14 protein-coding genes are annotated in these 16,355 nt (G+C 62.0%); 11 read left to right on the top strand and 3 right to left on the bottom strand.

All coding sequences use genetic code 11. From position 1 onward, the window contains the following. Positions 1–92: 92 nt before the first annotated feature. From H097_RS06025 to H097_RS06015, 3 genes are all read left to right on the top strand, one after another. On the top strand, positions 93–635 hold the full coding sequence (locus H097_RS06025) for a YaeQ family protein (protein ID WP_032858231.1): 543 nt from the start codon (positions 93–95) through the stop codon (positions 633–635). A 161-nt stretch (positions 636–796) separates the two neighbouring features. Then, positions 797–2,506, top strand: coding sequence for a single-stranded-DNA-specific exonuclease RecJ (gene recJ, locus H097_RS06020; protein ID WP_032858229.1), 1,710 nt, complete (start codon positions 797–799; stop codon positions 2,504–2,506). A gap of 169 nt (positions 2,507–2,675) precedes the next feature. Continuing rightward, entirely contained in the window at positions 2,676–3,782 is a 1,107-nt protein-coding gene (locus tag H097_RS06015; RefSeq protein WP_032858228.1) for an NADH:flavin oxidoreductase/NADH oxidase, read from the top strand. A gap of 79 nt (positions 3,783–3,861) precedes the next feature. On the opposite strand, the gene H097_RS06010 is transcribed toward H097_RS06015, so the two are convergent. Beyond that, positions 3,862–5,034, bottom strand: coding sequence for a DUF418 domain-containing protein (locus tag H097_RS06010; RefSeq protein ID WP_032858226.1), 1,173 nt, complete (start codon positions 5,032–5,034; stop codon positions 3,862–3,864). A gap of 2 nt (positions 5,035–5,036) precedes the next feature. Next, positions 5,037–5,633: a TetR/AcrR family transcriptional regulator gene (locus tag H097_RS06005; protein ID WP_032858224.1), complete on the bottom strand. Its 597-nt coding sequence runs from the start codon at positions 5,631–5,633 to the stop codon at positions 5,037–5,039. 252 nt (positions 5,634–5,885) lie between these two features. Between H097_RS06005 and H097_RS06000 the strand changes: the two genes are divergently transcribed. Further along, positions 5,886–6,071 (top strand): hypothetical protein, encoded by a 186-nt coding sequence (locus H097_RS06000; protein WP_032858222.1) that lies wholly within the window; start codon positions 5,886–5,888, stop codon positions 6,069–6,071. A 47-nt stretch (positions 6,072–6,118) separates the two neighbouring features. On the opposite strand, the gene H097_RS05995 is transcribed toward H097_RS06000, so the two are convergent. Beyond that, complete coding sequence (locus H097_RS05995) at positions 6,119–7,744, bottom strand: glucan biosynthesis protein D (RefSeq protein WP_032858221.1); 1,626 nt, start codon at positions 7,742–7,744, stop codon at positions 6,119–6,121. A 339-nt stretch (positions 7,745–8,083) separates the two neighbouring features. Between H097_RS05995 and H097_RS05990 the strand changes: the two genes are divergently transcribed. The 7 genes from H097_RS05990 to H097_RS05960 all read left to right on the top strand — a co-directional run bounded on the left by H097_RS05990 (position 8,084) and on the right by H097_RS05960 (position 16,338). Next, complete coding sequence (locus tag H097_RS05990) at positions 8,084–8,794, top strand: tellurite resistance TerB family protein (RefSeq protein WP_032858220.1); 711 nt, start codon at positions 8,084–8,086, stop codon at positions 8,792–8,794. 148 nt (positions 8,795–8,942) lie between these two features. Beyond that, positions 8,943–10,565 carry a methyl-accepting chemotaxis protein gene (locus H097_RS05985; RefSeq protein WP_032858219.1) on the top strand — a complete coding sequence of 541 codons (1,623 nt, stop codon included), beginning with the start codon at positions 8,943–8,945 and terminating at the stop codon, positions 10,563–10,565. Beyond that, positions 10,565–11,089: a chemotaxis protein CheW gene (locus tag H097_RS05980; RefSeq protein ID WP_032858218.1), complete on the top strand. Its 525-nt coding sequence runs from the start codon at positions 10,565–10,567 to the stop codon at positions 11,087–11,089. The genes H097_RS05985 and H097_RS05980 overlap by 1 nt, the downstream gene beginning before the upstream one ends. Then, positions 11,086–12,351 carry a protein-glutamate O-methyltransferase CheR gene (locus H097_RS05975; protein WP_032858217.1) on the top strand — a complete coding sequence of 422 codons (1,266 nt, stop codon included), beginning with the start codon at positions 11,086–11,088 and terminating at the stop codon, positions 12,349–12,351. Before H097_RS05980 ends, H097_RS05975 begins: the two co-directional genes overlap by 4 nt. Then, positions 12,348–13,046: a chemotaxis protein CheW gene (locus H097_RS05970; protein WP_032858216.1), complete on the top strand. Its 699-nt coding sequence runs from the start codon at positions 12,348–12,350 to the stop codon at positions 13,044–13,046. The genes H097_RS05975 and H097_RS05970 overlap by 4 nt, the downstream gene beginning before the upstream one ends. Then, on the top strand, positions 13,043–15,331 hold the full coding sequence (locus tag H097_RS05965; protein WP_032858214.1) for a hybrid sensor histidine kinase/response regulator: 2,289 nt from the start codon (positions 13,043–13,045) through the stop codon (positions 15,329–15,331). The genes H097_RS05970 and H097_RS05965 overlap by 4 nt, the downstream gene beginning before the upstream one ends. Continuing rightward, entirely contained in the window at positions 15,328–16,338 is a 1,011-nt protein-coding gene (locus tag H097_RS05960) for a chemotaxis response regulator protein-glutamate methylesterase (RefSeq protein WP_032858213.1), read from the top strand. Before H097_RS05965 ends, H097_RS05960 begins: the two co-directional genes overlap by 4 nt. Positions 16,339–16,355 lie beyond the last annotated feature (17 nt).

Below are 16,355 nucleotides of genomic sequence, written 5' to 3'. Positions count from 1 at the left end.
TGCAGGGATAAGGATGATACAGCGCAGGATTCGTTGAATGACCTCGCCATCGGTTAGACTGGCCGCCTTTTCCTGTCTCTAGAAGCCCGTTCATGGCCCAGCCGTCCACGACCTACAAGTTTGAACTCAACCTGACCGACCTCGATCGTTCGGTGTACGAGAGCGTCAAGCAAACCATCGCCCGTCACCCCTCGGAAACCGAAGAACGCATGACCGTGCGTTTGCTGGCCTACGCCCTTTGGTACAACGAGCAGTTGTCGTTTGGTCGCGGACTGTCAGATGTAGACGAACCAGCCCTGTGGGAAAAAAGCCTGGATGATCGGGTTTTGCACTGGATCGAAGTCGGCCAGCCCGATGCTGACCGCCTGACCTGGTGTTCGCGTCGCACCGAGCGTACCAGTCTGCTGGCCTATGGCAGCCTGCGAGTGTGGGAAGGCAAGGTGGTGCCGGTGGCCAATAACCTGAAGAACGTACACATCGCTGCGGTGCCCCAGGAAGTTTTGGAAACCCTGGCCAAGGACATGCCGCGGGTGATCAAGTGGGACGTGATGATCAGCGAAGGCACGATCTTCGTCACCGATGACCGCGGCCAGCACGAAGTGCAGCTGCAGTGGCTGGTCGGCGAACGCGGCTAATACTCAACACCGCCCTCTGTAGGAGCGAGCGTGCTCGCGAAGGGCATCAACGATAACGCGGGTATCCAGAATGAATGCGGTGCCCATGCGTTCTTCGCGAGCAAGCTCACTCCTACAGGGTGAGCATTTTTATCTATAGCTAGAGAAGCCCCCACCACCCCATGCGTATCGATCCCCGCCCATTGCCCGCCGTCCTGCCGTTCCTCGGTGAATTGCCACCGTTGCTGACCCGTCTTTACGCCGCCCGTGGCGTGACCTCGCAGGATGAGCTGGATAAAAGCCTGGCGCGGCTGATTCCGTATCAGCAGCTCAAGGGGATCGAGGCTGCCGTGGACTTGCTGGTGACGGCCCTGGAGCAGCGCCAGCGCATCCTGATCGTCGGCGACTTCGACGCCGACGGCGCCACCGCCAGCACCGTGGGCACCCTTGGCCTGCGCTTGCTCGGCGCTGCCCATGTCGATTACCTGGTGCCCAACCGCTTCGAATACGGCTACGGCCTGACCCCGGAAATCGTTGCCGTGGCCTTGCAGCGTGAGCCGCAGTTGCTGATCACTGTGGACAACGGCATCTCCAGTGTCGAAGGCGTGGCGGCGGCGAAGGCGGCGGGGCTCAAGGTGCTGGTCACCGACCACCACTTGCCCGGCGATGAACTGCCGGCGGCCGATGCCATCGTCAACCCGAACCAGCCTGGATGCACGTTCCCCAGCAAGGCCCTGGCCGGCGTGGGGGTGATTTTCTACGTGCTGATGGCCTTGCGTGCGCGCTTGCGCAGCCTGGGTTGGTACGACAAGCAGCCACAGCCCAACATCGGCGAGCTGCTCGACCTGGTGGCCCTGGGCAGTGTGGCCGACGTGGTACCGCTGGATGCCAACAACCGCATTCTGGTCTATCAGGGCCTGGAGCGTATCCGCGCCGGGCGTGCACGGCCAGGCATCAAGGCGATCCTCGAAGTGGCCAAGCGCGACCATGCACGTATCACCTCCACCGACCTGGGTTTTATTCTTGGCCCACGACTCAATGCGGCCGGGCGCCTGGATGACATGAGCCTGGGCATCGAGTGCCTGCTCACCAGCGACTTTGCCCAGGCCCGGGAAATGGCCGCGCAACTGGATGGCATGAACCAGGACCGCAAGGCCATCGAGCAGGGCATGCAGCGTGAAGCCCTGGCCCAGATCAAGGACTTGCCGGTGGAGTCGATGCCATTTGGCCTGTGCCTGTTCGACCCGGAGTGGCACCAGGGCGTGATCGGGATTCTGGCTTCACGTATGAAAGAGCGCTATTTCCGCCCGACCATCGCCTTTGCCGATGCCGGTGACGGTCTGCTCAAGGGCTCCGGGCGTTCGGTGCCGGGGTTCCATATCCGCGATGCCCTGGCGGTGGTGGCCAGCCAGCACCCGAACCTGATCGCCAAATACGGCGGCCACGCCATGGCGGCGGGCTTGACCTTGCCTGAAGCGAACTTCCCGCTGTTCGCCGAAGCCTTCGACGCCGAAGTACGCCGGCAACTGCGTGAAGAAGACCTTACCGGGCGCCTGTTGTCCGATGGCACCCTGGCGGTGGAGGAGTTTCACCTGGAACTGGCTCGCGCCCTGCGCAATGCCGGGCCTTGGGGCCAGCATTTTCCCGAGCCGCTGTTTCACGGGGTGTTTCAACTGGTGGAGCAGCGGGTGGTGGGCGAGCGTCACCTCAAGGTGGTGCTCAAGAGCGAGTGTGGCGCGGTGAAACTCGATGGCATTGCCTTTGGTATCGACCGCGAAGTCTGGCCGAACCCGACCATTCGCTGGGTAGAGCTGGCCTACAAGCTCGATGTGAATGAATTCCGTGGCCAGGAAACCGTGCAATTGATGATTGCCCACATCGAACCACGCTGAACCCTGTGCAATCCCCGGTTGTCGACTAGTCTCTAAGCACTGTGTGATTGGTCTGGTGACCTCGTCTGTTTTTAGCCCGAAGGGGACGGGCCTTTCATCTTCTCGTCACGTGCACCGGTCAGACAGAACCCTGGAGCCAATGCCCACCGGATACGAGAAGAGGTGCCCCATGAGTCTGTTGCTTGAACCCTATACCCTGCGCCAATTGACCCTGCTCAACCGCATTGCCGTGTCGCCGATGTGCCAGTACTCCGCCGTCGATGGCCTGGCCAATGACTGGCACCTGGTACACCTGGGCAGCCGCGCTGTCGGGGGCGCCGGGTTGGTTTTCAGCGAAGCGATCGCCGTGACCGCCGATGGCCGGATCACCGCCCAGGACCTGGGGCTGTGGAACGATGCCCAGATTGAACCCCTGCAGCGCATTACCCGCTTTATCAGCGCCCAAGGGGCGGTGGCAGGCATTCAACTGGCCCACGCCGGGCGTAAGGCCAGCACCCATCGGCCGTGGCTCGGCAAGCATGGCAGCGTCAAGCCCGAAGACGGTGGCTGGGTACCCGTTGGGCCCTCGCCGATAGCCTTCGACCCGCAGCACACGGCGCCGAAACAGCTTGATGAAGGGCAAATCCAACAGGTGATTGCTGACTTCGTGGCCGCCGCCAAGCGTGCCTTGAGCGCCGGGTTCAAAGTGGTGGAAATCCATGCGGCTCATGGCTACCTGCTGCATCAGTTTCTCTCGCCCCTGAGCAATCAGAGGCAGGATCAATACGGCGGCTCCTTTGCAAACCGCATCCGCCTGGTGCTGCAAGTTACCGAGGCTGTGCGCGGGGTGTGGCCGCAAGAGCTGCCGCTGTTTGTGCGTGTCTCGGCCACCGACTGGGTGGAGGATGGCTGGAACCCGGACGAAACCGTGGAGCTGGCGCGCCGCCTGAAAGACTTGGGCGTCGACCTGATCGACGTGTCCTCCGGTGGCACGGCGGCCAACGCAGAAATTCCTATCGGGCCTGGTTATCAAACGCGCTTCGCTGAACGCGTGCGCAAGGAGTCCGGCATGGCCACGGGCACCGTGGGGATGATTACCGAACCGGCCCAGGCCGAACATATTCTGCGCACCTATCAGGCCGATATCATCTTTCTTGCCCGGGAACTGTTGCGTGACCCGTATTGGCCACTGCATGCCGATGACGACCTGGGCGGGCGCAAGGCGATTTGGCCGGCGCAATACCAGCGGGCCACCCACCGCGACCAGCCGATCCATGAGTCTGACTTGCGCGACTGACTGTTTGCGCTTGTCAGCCAAACCCACCGTTGATCGCGGTGGGTTTTTTCTTGCCTATCATCGCCCGCTCCCCTGAGGTTTATTCGCTGCGCCGCCAGCTCGGCCAGGCCAGCAAAGTCACGGCTCGCAACAACCATTCGAACGGTCCGTAGGGATGGCGGCGCAGCCAGCGCGCACTCAGCCACATCTGCCCGATAAAAATCACACCGGCGATTGGCAGCAGCAGCCATGGCTCGATTTGGTTGATCCAGCCTGCACCATAGCCGGTGAATAGCAGCCCCAGCACGGCCGACTGCAGGAGGTAATTGCTCAAGGCCATCTTGCCCAGGGGGGCCAGCAGTGTGCACAGTCGCGCGCCGCCAGGCGTGTTGAACAGTGCGAGCATCAACAAGCAATACGTGGCGGTGAGCAACGGGGCGGTCAGTTGGCCGAGGCCGAAGGCAAAGGTTTCCAGGCCGCCGCCGGGCGCGTAGGCGGCTGCCAGGGCGTAGATCAAGGCGCCGAACAGGCCCACGGGAGCAGTGACTTTCAGCAAGCGTTGCAGCTTCCAGGCCGGCGGCGAGGCGAGCCAGTGTTGCCGTCCGGCGGCATAGCCGAACAGGAACATCGCCAGGGCGCTCGGCCCTTGCAGCAGCCACAACGCCGGCAACGTTTCCCACAGATGCAGGCTATGAAACTGCAAGGTCTGCCAGGCACTGCCGGAAAAGGCTGCCAGTTTGTCCGAGGCGTCACCGTTGGTGGCGCTGCTGGCCTCGCCCGCCAATCCCTGCAAAACCCCCAGGATCATCCAGGTCGAACAGGCGACTACCACCAGCCTGATCGCCCACCGTCGGGCGCGGGCCGGTGACAGGTTGCGCGCGGCCAGCAGCACCAGGCCCAACAGCGCATAAGTGGAGAGAATCTCCCCGTAGTACAGCAGGGCGCCATGGGCCAGGCCCAGCGCCAACAGTGCCAGTTGCCGGCGCAGCATACGCGGGACAAATGCAGCCTCGGCACGCTCGGCGGCAGCCATTTGCAGGGTGAAGCTGTAGCCAAACAGAAAGGAGAACAGCAGGTAGAACTTGGTTTCGAACAGCAAGGCCACCAGCAGGCGCACCCCATGATCGAGTGAACGGGTGTAGGCCGGGTTGCTGGAGATCGAGGCGTAGTAGGGATCGGCAAAGGCCCAGATATTGACGCTGAGAATGCCCAGCAGGGCAAACCCGCGTAACGCGTCGACTTGTATCAAGCGTGCATTGGTTACTGATGGCATGTTCAACGCCCCTGTAGAAGGTGAACCACCAAGCCTTGCAGGACCGTGGTCTGTTGCGCGGGGTGGAAGTTCGGGTCGGCAGCCACGCGAGCGAACATGCCGTCGATCAGGGCGGCGAGCCAATTGGCGGCTTCTGGCGCGCTCAATGAGGTCTGCAATTGCCCGGCCTTATCCGCCGCCAGTACCAGTGCTTGCAGGCCGTCACGCAAGGCGCGGTCATTGGCCTTCACCAGGCGCGCCACGGCTTCGTCGCGATGCCCCAGGGCCGAGATCTCCAGCGCCAGGCCTGCGTAGTGGCGGTCGCAGGCCAGTTGGCAGACCTGATCGAGGAAGGCCAGCAGCTGCGCCATTGGATCCGCCGCCTTGGCCAGCGGTGCCATGGCCTGTTGGATCTCTTCACCTTCGCGGGCCACCAGCGCCAGCAACACCTCGTGCTTGCTGGCGAAATAGTGGAACAGATTGCCGGCGCTCATGCCGGCCAGGGCACAGATGTCAGCGGTACGCGTGGCGACAAAACCCGCCTCGGCAAAACACTGGGACGCGGCGTCCAGGAGGGCCATGCGTTTGCTTTCGCGTTGCTGGGGATCAATGGTGCGCACGCTGGGTCTCATTAATTAATTGAGTGGTCACTCAATTTATGAGGTGTAAGAATTTTCTGCAAGCTTTTTGCTTCAAGGCAATTATTTAAGTGAATGCTCTAAAAAAATCTCACAAGCGTCTGGATAGTTTCTACGCTTGAAGTAAGACGGCTTCTGGCCCAGGAAGTCAGTCAGTTTGCTCGCTGAGGTATTGCACTTCGCGGACAGAGTTGTGGGGCGGGAGTTGTTGTTTATTAAACGGAGAAACATTCCATGGCCAAGTCCATTGGTGTCGCAGGGGTTCTGGCGCTTTTTTTCAGCCGCAAATTGTCATTGCATGGCCGCCGGCTGAGCTCGGATGAGGCGCAACTGCTTGAGCAGTACCGTGCCTTGACCGAAAACGATCAAGTGGCAATGCGCTATTTGATCGGGGCAATGAAGAGCATTTCGCGTTTCTGAATCGGGTGGGGCGTTCCCACGCCGTAACCAGCGTGGGAACGCATGCATCAGGTGTACTTGCGCTTGTCCGCGGCTGGCGGGAAGTACTGGTACAACCAGGTTTCACTCAAGGTCCGGTCATTGCTGCGAATGAACAGGCGCATTTCCACCGGCTCCACGCTGTCGCTGGTCGGGTACCAGTCAAAGAGAATGCGATAGCCCTTGATGTCGTCGAGTACCAGCACGCTGAAGTCTTTCACTTCACCATGGGAACAGGTGACCACCGGCTCGATCCCGGTGCCTGCGGGCAGGCGGTCGAGGCCACCACCCTTGAAATCCACGGCAAAACGGCGGGCCCAGACCGGCGGGTAATGCTCGCCCGGCGCCCAGCCTTCGGTAAAACCGCCCATGCCGGAACGGGTGGCATTGACCTGTGCCAGCGGCGTGCTGACCGGGGGCAGGGCGCTCCAGTAGAGCTTGTAGCCAAAGGTCAGGGAGTCGCCGGCGGCCACCGGTTTCTTTGGGGTCCAGAAGGCGACGATGTTGTCCATGGTCTCGCCGGTGGTAGGGATTTCCAACAGGTCGACAGAGCCTTCACCCCACGCGGTGGTCGGTTCTACCCACAGGCTCGGGCGCTTGCTGTACCAGTCGACGGTGTCCTGGTAACTGGCGAATTCATGGTCGGTCTGCACCAGGCCGAAACCTTTCGGGTCTTTATCGGCGAAGGCATTGAATTGCAGCTTGGCCGGGTTGTTCAGCGGGCGGCAGATCCACTCACCGTTGCCACGCCACATCGCCAGGCGGTCGGAGTCGTGGATCTGTGGGTGGATGGTGTCGCACATGCGCCGTTCATGGGTGCCGCAACTGAACATGCTGGTCATCGGCGCGATGCCCATCTGCTGGATAGCGGTACGCGCATTGATATGGGCGTCGATGGCCATCACCACCTGCGTGGCCTGGCAGTCGATGTCGAAGCGGTAAGCGCCGGTGGCGCTGGGCGAGTCGAGCAGGGCGTAGACCACGAAACGGGTGCTGTCCTTGTCCGGCGTCTCGAACCAGAACTGGGTGAAATCGGGGAACTCTTCGCGTTTGTTGGCGTAGGTGTCGATGGCCAGGCCGCGGGCCGAAAGGCCGTACTGGCCGGTGTTATCCACCGCGCGGAAATAACTGGCGCCAAGGAAAGACACCACATCGTGACGATCCAGCTCCGGGGCCTTGAACAGCTTGAAACCGGAAAAACCCAGGTCGCCCTTGAGCTGCTGGGTATCGACTGTGGTTTTTTCATAGTTGAACAGCGACGGGCGGAAATGCACCTCCCGCGCCTGGCGGGTCTTGGGGTCGACACTGTGCATGCGCACCGGGGTCTTGAAACCCATGCCGACGTGGAAAAACTGCACGTCCAACTGGCCTTTGAGGTCTTTCCACAGCGAATGATTACCGTCGTAGCCGATGGCATTGAAATTTTGCGGGGTCATGGTCGCCAGGGTGGGCGGCAGTACCTGCTTGGTGTCCTGATACTGTTTGCCGGCCAGTTGCTTGGCCTGGCTCTTCAGCCAATCGAAGTCGAACGCCTTGGCGTCGCCATCGGCTGCACGATTACCGGCCCAGGCCTGGGCGGCCAACAGGCCACTGGCCGACAGCCCGGTGTAGGCCGCGATGGCCATGGACGCTTTGAGCAAATTCCTGCGGTGCATAAATACAACCTGTGGTGAGCAATCCCGTGCCGTTCCTGGCGCGTGCTGGATCAGAAATAACTGTTCGGACATGCCTTCGGCCAAACGCAGCGGACTTTAAACAGATACCCGATAGCTTAAGGGGTTCGATGGGGAAGGAAAATTGATTGATAGCGGGATGATGGCGTTGCATATGAAACAAGACGTGTCAGCAGGGGGGTAAAGGGGGATATGTACCCAACCCCAACCCCAACCCCAGTTGAGTTACATCTGGAAGCACTCTATATCCAGGAATATTGGCACTTAGTTTTACGCTGAGAGCCTATTGATCCTATGAACCCAAGTCTCTGGAGGCTATGAATGAATACCCGTGGATTGCTTGATCAGTTGCTCAAGTCCGGCCAGGACATGCTGCAAAACAAGGCTGGCGGTCAACGTAAAGGCGATGACAAAGGTGCACTCGGCGGCCTGTTGGGCGGCGGCGGCCTTGGCAGCCTGTTGGGCGGCGCGGGTGGCGGGGCATTGGCCGCCGGGGCCATGGGCCTGTTGCTGGGCAATAAAAAAGCCCGCAAGTTTGGCGGCAAAGCCCTCACCTATGGTGGTCTTGCAGCATTAGGCGTGATTGCCTACAAGGCCTACGGCAACTGGCAGGCCCAGCAGGCCGGCGCGCCCAAAGGCGAGCCGCAAACCCTCGACCGCCTGCCACCGGCCCAGGTCGAGCTGCATAGCCAGGCCATTCTCAAGGCCCTGGTGGCAGCGGCCAAAGCCGATGGGCATGTGGACGAGCGCGAGCGCGCGTTGATCGAAGGTGAGTTCGTCAAGTTGGACAATGACCAGGAACTGCAGCACTGGCTGCATGCCGAACTTAACAAACCCCTGGACCCCACGGATGTGGCCCGCGCCGCGAGCACGCCGGAAATGGCCGCCGAAATGTACATCGCCAGCGTCATGCTGGTGGACGAAGAGAACTTCATGGAGAAGTCCTACCTCGACGAGTTGGCCCGTCAGCTCAAGCTGGAACCCGGCCTCAAGGCCGAGTTGGAAAAACAGGTGCGCCAAGCCACCGTGTGAACGGCAGCATGCTCTACCGACACCCCGTATGCGCCTGCGCTGCGGGGTGTTTTTGTATTCCTTGAGAACTGGCCCACAACCCATTGATAAATGATGGCACTGCCTCAGCTATACTCCTCGGCATTTGATCGGCCCTTGAGGAAATACTGTGAAGAACTGGACCTTGCGCCAACGCATCTTGGCGAGCTTTGCGGTCATTATCGCCATCATGCTGCTGATGGTTGTGGTCTCGTACTCACGGTTGCTGAAGATTGAAGCGAGTGAAAACCAGGTGCGCGACGACGCAGTGCCAGGGGTGTTTTTCAGTTCGATGATCCGCAGCGCCTGGGTCGACAGCTACCTGCAGACTCAGGAACTGATCGGGTTGCGTGAGCACCTGGGGGTTTCTGAAGCCGACAAGCAGGAATACAAGTCGTTTGAGCAGCGCCTTGAGCAGCACATGGCCAGCTACGTCAGCACGATCAATCTCGATCAGGATCGCACCGAGTTCGATGCCTTCGAAGCCCTGCACCAGAACTACAACAAGGTGCTGGCCCAGGTGCTGGAATTGCACATGGCCAATAAGGAAGCCGAGGCCGTCAAGATGTTCGACGAGCAACTGACCCCGGCCTGGACCGCAGGGCGCTTGAAGCTCAACGACATCATCAACGAGAACAAAAAGATCGCCGATGAAGCCACTGCCGCCATCGATGACGCCGTGGCCGCGGCGAAAATCAGCATGGGCGTTTCGCTGCTCCTGGCAATCCTCGCCGCCGCCCTGTGCGGGCTGCTGCTGATGCGCGCGATCATGGCGCCGATGAAACGCATCGTCGATATCCTCGAAACCATGCGTACCGGCGACCTGAGCAAACGTCTGAACCTGGAGCGCAAGGACGAGTTCGGCGCGGTCGAGACCGGCTTCAACGACATGATGACCGAGCTGACTGCCCTGGTATCCCAGGCCCAGCGTTCGTCGGTGCAGGTCACCACCTCGGTGACCGAAATTGCCGCCACCTCCAAGCAGCAACAGGCGACCGCCACCGAAACGGCGGCCACCACCACCGAAATCGGCGCCACTTCGCGGGAAATCGCCGCCACGTCCAAGGACCTGGTGCGCACCATGACCGAAGTGTCCACCGCCGCCGACCAGGCCTCGGTTGCCGCCGGTTCCGGCCAGCAAGGCCTGGCCCGCATGGAAGAAACCATGCACTCGGTGATGGGCGCCGCCGATCTGGTCAATGCCAAGCTGGCGATCCTCAATGAGAAGGCCGGCAACATCAACCAAGTGGTGGTGACCATCGTCAAAGTGGCCGACCAGACCAACCTGCTGTCCCTCAACGCCGCCATCGAGGCCGAGAAGGCCGGTGAATATGGACGCGGCTTTGCCGTGGTTGCCACTGAAGTGCGGCGCCTGGCCGACCAGACCGCCGTGGCGACCTATGACATCGAACAGATGGTGCGCGAGATCCAGTCGGCGGTATCGGCCGGCGTGATGGGCATGGACAAATTCTCCGAAGAAGTGCGTCGCGGCATGTTCGAAGTGCAGCAAGTGGGCGAGCAACTGTCGCAGATCATCCACCAGGTGCAGGCCCTGGCGCCGCGCGTGCTGATGGTCAACGAGGGCATGCAGGCCCAGGCTACCGGTGCCGAGCAGATCAACCATGCGCTGGTGCAGTTGGGCGATGCCAGCAGCCAGACCGTGGAGTCCCTGCGCCAGGCCAGCTTTGCCATTGATGAATTGAGCCAGGTTGCGGTCGGTCTGCGCAGCGGCGTGTCGCGTTTCAAAGTCTGATGAGTGATCCAGCGGCGAAACGCGGCGCCGTGACGGCAGCCAAAAAAGCCTTGTTCCTGGTGTTTCATATCGGCAGCGAGCGCTACGCCCTCAAGGCCACGGAAGTGGCCGAGGTGTTGCCGCGCCTGCCGCTCAAGCCCATCGCCCATGCGCCGATGTGGGTCGCCGGGATCTTTGCCCATCGCGGCAACATGGTGCCGGTGATCGACCTCAGCGCCCTGACCTTTGGCACGCTGGCCCAGGCCCGCACCAGTACGCGGCTGGTGCTGGTCAACTATCAGCCTGAAACCTGGCTGGAGTCGCGTTGGCTGGGGCTGATCCTCGAACAGGCCACCGACACCCTGCGCTGCGATCCGGCGGATTTCCAGGCCTATGGCCTGGATAATCGCCAGGCGCCCTACCTGGGGCCGGTGCGCGAAGACGAACGGGGGCTGATGCAGTGGATCGGGGTGGGTGACTTGCTCACCGCCGAGGTCCGCGCCTTGCTGTTTGCCCCCGACCTGAGCGTTGGGGAGGCGAGATGAGCAATGACCAACGTTTTTTCGACTTCCTCAAGGAGCGCATCGGCCTGGACGTCGCCTCGGTGGGCGAAGCGATTATCGAGCGTGCCGTGCGCCAGCGCAGCCAGGCGTTGCAGGGGCTGAGTGCCGATCAGTACTGGCAGCGCCTGCAAACCAGCGGTGAGGAACAGCAGGCGCTGATCGAAGCGGTCATCGTCCCCGAGACCTGGTTTTTCCGTTATCCCGAGTCCTTTGCCACCCTGGCGCGGCTGGCGGTGACGCGGCTGGGCGAGATCAAGCACATGCGCGCCTTGCGCATTCTCAGCCTGCCGTGCTCTACCGGTGAGGAACCCTATTCCATCGCCATGGCCCTGCTCGATGCGGGCCTTTCGCCCCACCAGTTCAAGGTGCAAGGCATGGACGTCAGCCCCCTGTCGGTGGAGCGGGCGCGGCGCGGGGTGTATGGCAAGAATTCCTTTCGTGGCCAGGACCTTGAGTTTCGTGAGCGGCACTTTTGCGCTGAGGAGGACGGCTACCACGTCGCCGACCGGGTGCGTGAACAGGTGCGGCTGCAAGTGGGTAACCTGCTGGACCCGCAATTGCTGGCCAATGAGCCGACCTATGATTTCGTGTTTTGCCGCAACCTGTTGATCTACTTCGATCAGCCAACCCAGAAGCAGGTGTTTGAAGTGCTCAAGGGCCTGACTCACGTTGAGGGTGTGCTGTTTATCGGCCCAGCCGAAGGCAGCCTGCTGGGGCGCCTGGGCATGCGCTCGATTGGTGTGCCGCAGTCGTTTGCCTTCAGTCGTCATGCCGAAGTCGCGCCTGAGCCGGTCTTTGCCCCAATACCGCCTCCGGTACCCCAGCGCAGTGCTGCACCGATCCCCACCAAACCCCGACCGTTCAGTGCATTCGCGGCGCCGGTGGTACCGATCAAGCCTGCGCCCGAGCACTCGGATGCCGCCGATCTGCTTGGTCAGATCGCGACCCTGGCCAATGAAGGCAAAAGCCTTGAGGCCCGTGCTGCCTGCGAGCGCTACCTGCAGAACCATCCACCGGCGGCCCAGGTGTTCTACTGGCTGGGCTTGCTCAGTGATGTGGCGGGTAGCGCCCTGGAAGCCCAGGGGTATTATCGAAAAGCCTTGTACCTGGAACCCCAGCATCCGCAGGCCTTGATGCACCTGGCCGCGTTGCTGGAGTCCCAGGGCGATACGGCGGGGGCACGGCGCTTGCAAGCCCGTGCCGCCCGTAGCGAGCGAGCCGCTGACAGTGAGCGTAAACGATGAGTAGCTCCGCATCCCCGGACACCGACCTGGACCTGACGGTAGCCGATACCCAGGCCATCGACGATTGCTGGAACCGCATTGGGATCCATGGCGATAAATCCTGCCCGTTGCTGGCCGAGCATATCCACTGCCGCAACTGTGCGGTGTATTCCGCAGCGGCCACTCGCCTGCTGGATCGTTACGCCTTGCAGCAGGAAGACCGTCACCCCAACGCCAGCACAGAAGCCGACGATGAGATCGCCACCCGTTCATTGCTGATGTTCCGCCTGGGCGAGGAGTGGCTGGGCATCGCCACCCGTTGCCTGGTGGAAGTGGCGCCGTTGCAGCCGATCCATTCCTTGCCCCACCAGCGCTCCCGGGCGCTGCTCGGGGTTGCCAATGTGCGCGGAGCACTGGTGGCTTGCTTGTCCCTGGTGGAGTTGCTCGGGCTCGACAGCACCGCCGGCGGCCCCAGTGGCGGGCGGATCATGCCGCGCATGTTGATCATCGCTGCGCAGGATGGGCCGGTGGTGGTGCCGGTGGATGAAGTGGATGGCATCCATGCCATTGATGAGCGCACCCTCAGCGCGGCGTCTGCCTCCGGTACCCAGGCCAGTGCGCGCTACACCCAGGGCGTGTTGCAGTTCAAGGGCCGCAGCCTGCGCTGGCTGGACGAGGCGCAACTGTTGTCTGCCGTGACCCGGAGCCTCACATGACCCCCGACCAGATGCGCGATGCCTCGCTGCTGGAGCTGTTCAGCCTGGAAGCCGATGCCCAGACCCAGGTGCTCAGCGCCGGCCTGCTGGCCCTGGAACGCAACCCGACCCAGGCCGATCAGCTTGAAGCCTGTATGCGTGCGGCACATTCGCTCAAGGGCGCGGCGCGGATTGTCGGGGTCGACGCTGGCGTCAGCGTGGCCCACGTGATGGAGGACTGCCTGGTCAGCGCCCAGGAGAGCCGGCTCTACCTGCAACCCGAACATATCGACGCATTGTTGCAGGGCACTGACCTGCTGATGCGCATCGCCACGCCGGGCAATACCGTGGGCCCGGCCGATATCGAGGCGTATGTGGCGCTGATGGAGCGCTTGCTCGATCCGTCACAGCCGACCGCCAAGGTTGTGCCTGCGCCCGCACCTATTCCGCAACCGCTGCCGTCCCTTGAGGAATCGCTGTTACTGCCCCTGGAGCCGGAGGCTGCTGCGCCCATCCACAGTGATGCGCCACGCCAGAGCAAACACATGACCGAAGGTGGCGAGCGCGTCTTGCGGGTCACGGCCGAGCGCTTGAACAGTCTGTTGGACCTGTCCAGCAAATCCCTGGTGGAAACCCAGCGGCTCAAGCCGTACCTGTCCAGCCTGCAACGCCTCAAGCGTATCCAAAGCAACGGCGCCCGGGCCCTGGATAACCTCGATGGGCAGCTCAAGACCCTCGACTTGAACCTCGAAGCCCAGGAAGCCCTGGCCGACGCCCGCCGCCTGCTGAGCGAAGCGCAGTTGCTGCTGGCAGAAAAGACCGCCGAGCTCGATGAGTTCGGCTGGCAGGCCGGGCAACGCGCCCAGGTGCTGTATGACACGGCGCTGGCGTGCCGGATGCGGCCGTTTGCCGATGTGCTGGCGGGGCAGGTGCGCATGGTGCGCGACCTGGGCCGCAGCCTGGGCAAGCAAGTGCGTCTGGAAATCGAGGGCGAGAAGACCCAGGTTGACCGCGATGTACTGGAAAAACTTGAAGCGCCGCTGACCCATTTGTTGCGCAATGCCGTCGATCACGGTATCGAGATGCCCGAGCAGCGCCTGCTGGCGGGCAAGCCGGCCGAGGGGTTGATCCGCCTGCGCGCCTCGCACCAGGCGGGTCTGCTGGTGCTGGAGTTGAGCGATGACGGCAACGGTGTCGACCTGGAACGCCTGCGCGCCAGTATTGTCGAACGCAACCTCTCGCCGCTGGAAACAGCCTTGCGCTTGAGCGAAGAGGAACTGTTGACGTTCCTGTTCCTGCCGGGCTTCAGCCTGCGCGACAAGGTTACTGAGGTCTCCGGACGCGGCGTCGGCCTGGATGCGGTGCAGCACATGGTCCGCCAATTGCGCGGTGCAGTGGTGCTGGAGCAGACGGCGGGGCAGGGCAGCCGCTTTCACTTGGAAGTACCACTGACCTTGTCGGTAGTGCGCAGCCTGGTGGTTGAAGTCGGCGAAGAAGCCTACGCCTTTCCCCTGGCCCATATAGAGCGCATGTGTGACCTGGAACCCGACGAAATCGTGCAATTGGAAGGCCGCCAGCATTTTTGGCACGAGGGCCGGCATGTCGGTCTGGTCGCAGCCAGCCAGTTGTTGCAGCGCCCGCCAGGGCAAAATAGTCAGGACACCCTCAAGGTCGTGGTGATCCGCGAGCGGGATGCGGTGTACGGGATTGCCGTGGAGCGGTTTATCGGTGAGCGCACGCTGGTGGTGCTGCCGCTGGACGATCGCCTGGGCAAGGTGCAGGACATTTCTGCCGGTGCGCTGCTCGATGACGGCTCGGTGGTGTTGATCGTCGATGTCGAGGACATGCTGCGTTCGGTGGACAAGTTGCTCAACACCGGTCGCCTGGAGCGCATTGCCCGGCGCGCCCAGCAAACCGTCGAGGCCGCGCGCAAGCGCATTCTGGTGGTAGATGACTCGCTGACCGTGCGCGAATTGCAGCGCAAGCTATTACTTAACCGTGGATATGACGTAGCGGTCGCCGTCGATGGCATGGATGGCTGGAATGCTCTGCGTTCCGAAGACTTCGACCTGCTGATTACTGACATTGATATGCCTCGCATGGACGGTATTGAATTGGTCACACTGTTGCGCCGTGACACTCGCCTGCAATCGCTGCCGGTGATGGTGGTGTCCTACAAGGATCGTGAAGAAGATCGGCGTCGTGGCCTGGATGCCGGTGCCGATTATTACCTGGCCAAGGCCAGCTTCCATGACGATGCCCTGCTGGACGCAGTGGTGGAGTTGATTGGAGGCGCCCGGGCATGAAGATCGCCATCGTCAATGACATGCCTCTGGCGGTCGAGGCTCTGCGTCGGGCCTTGAGCTTCGAGCCGGCCCATGAAGTGGTGTGGGTTGCCACCAATGGCCTGGAAGCCGTGCAACGCTGCGCCGAGTTGACCCCGGATCTGATCCTGATGGACCTGATCATGCCGGTGATGGATGGTGTGGAGGCGACCCGGCAGATCATGGCCGAGACGCCATGCGCTATTGTTATCGTTACCGTGGATCGCCAGCAGAATGTCAGCCGCGTGTTCGAAGCCATGGGGCATGGCGCGCTGGATGTGGTGGACACCCCGGCGCTGGGCGTTGGTGATGCCAAGGAGGCGGCAGCGCCCTTGCTGCGCAAGATCCTCAACATTGGCTGGCTGATTGGCCAGCGCGGCAGCCGGGTGCGGGCCGAACCGGTGCATCCGCGAAGTACGGGCAAGCGCCGCAGCCTGGTGGCCATTGGCTCTTCGGCAGGTGGTCCGGCGGCGCTGGAAATCCTCCTCAAGGGCTTGCCTCGGGACTTTGCGGCAGCCATTGTGCTGGTGCAGCATGTGGATCAGGTGTTCGCCGCCGGCATGGCCGAGTGGCTGAGCAGCGCCTCGGGCCTGCCGGTGCGTCTGGCGCGCGAGGGAGAACCACCACAAAGCGGCGTGGTATTGCTGGCCGGCACCAATCATCATATCCGGCTGCTGAAAAACGGCACGCTGGCCTACACGGCGGAGCCCGTGAACGAGATTTATCGGCCGTCCATCGACGTGTTTTTCGAGAGCGTCGCCAGCCACTGGAACGGCGATGCCGTCGGCGTATTGCTGACTGGCATGGGACGCGACGGAGCCCAGGGACTCAAATTGATGCGTCAGCAGGGCTATCTGACCATCGCTCAGGATCAGCAGAGCTGTGCAGTTTACGGCATGCCCAAAGCGGCGGCGGCGATTGATGCCGCTGTTGAGATTCGCCCATTGGACAGAATTGCGCCACGATTGCTGGAGGTATTCGCAAAATGACCGATATAACTCGCTGT

The sequence above is a fragment of the Pseudomonas sp. FH4 genome (assembly GCF_000510915.2).
In the GTDB taxonomy this organism is placed as follows: domain Bacteria; phylum Pseudomonadota; class Gammaproteobacteria; order Pseudomonadales; family Pseudomonadaceae; genus Aquipseudomonas; species Aquipseudomonas brenneri.
This window is presented reverse-complemented; position numbering and strand designations above follow the sequence as displayed.

What these genes read in the sequence shown, in the direction of transcription:
- H097_RS06025 (WP_032858231.1), top strand. Translation starts at nt 93, where the DNA reads ATGGCCCAGCCGTCCACGACCTACAAGTTTGAACTCAACCTGACCGAC.
- recJ (WP_032858229.1), top strand. Translation starts at nt 797, where the DNA reads ATGCGTATCGATCCCCGCCCATTGCCCGCCGTCCTGCCGTTCCTCGGT.
- H097_RS06015 (WP_032858228.1), top strand. Translation starts at nt 2,676, where the DNA reads ATGAGTCTGTTGCTTGAACCCTATACCCTGCGCCAATTGACCCTGCTC.
- H097_RS06010 (WP_032858226.1), bottom strand. Translation starts at nt 5,034, where the DNA reads ATGCCATCAGTAACCAATGCACGCTTGATACAAGTCGACGCGTTACGC.
- H097_RS06000 (WP_032858222.1), top strand. Translation starts at nt 5,886, where the DNA reads ATGGCCAAGTCCATTGGTGTCGCAGGGGTTCTGGCGCTTTTTTTCAGC.
- H097_RS05995 (WP_032858221.1), bottom strand. Translation starts at nt 7,744, where the DNA reads ATGCACCGCAGGAATTTGCTCAAAGCGTCCATGGCCATCGCGGCCTAC.
- H097_RS05990 (WP_032858220.1), top strand. Translation starts at nt 8,084, where the DNA reads ATGAATACCCGTGGATTGCTTGATCAGTTGCTCAAGTCCGGCCAGGAC.
- H097_RS05980 (WP_032858218.1), top strand. Translation starts at nt 10,565, where the DNA reads ATGAGTGATCCAGCGGCGAAACGCGGCGCCGTGACGGCAGCCAAAAAA.
- H097_RS05975 (WP_032858217.1), top strand. Translation starts at nt 11,086, where the DNA reads ATGAGCAATGACCAACGTTTTTTCGACTTCCTCAAGGAGCGCATCGGC.
- H097_RS05970 (WP_032858216.1), top strand. Translation starts at nt 12,348, where the DNA reads ATGAGTAGCTCCGCATCCCCGGACACCGACCTGGACCTGACGGTAGCC.
- H097_RS05965 (WP_032858214.1), top strand. Translation starts at nt 13,043, where the DNA reads ATGACCCCCGACCAGATGCGCGATGCCTCGCTGCTGGAGCTGTTCAGC.
- H097_RS05960 (WP_032858213.1), top strand. Translation starts at nt 15,328, where the DNA reads ATGAAGATCGCCATCGTCAATGACATGCCTCTGGCGGTCGAGGCTCTG.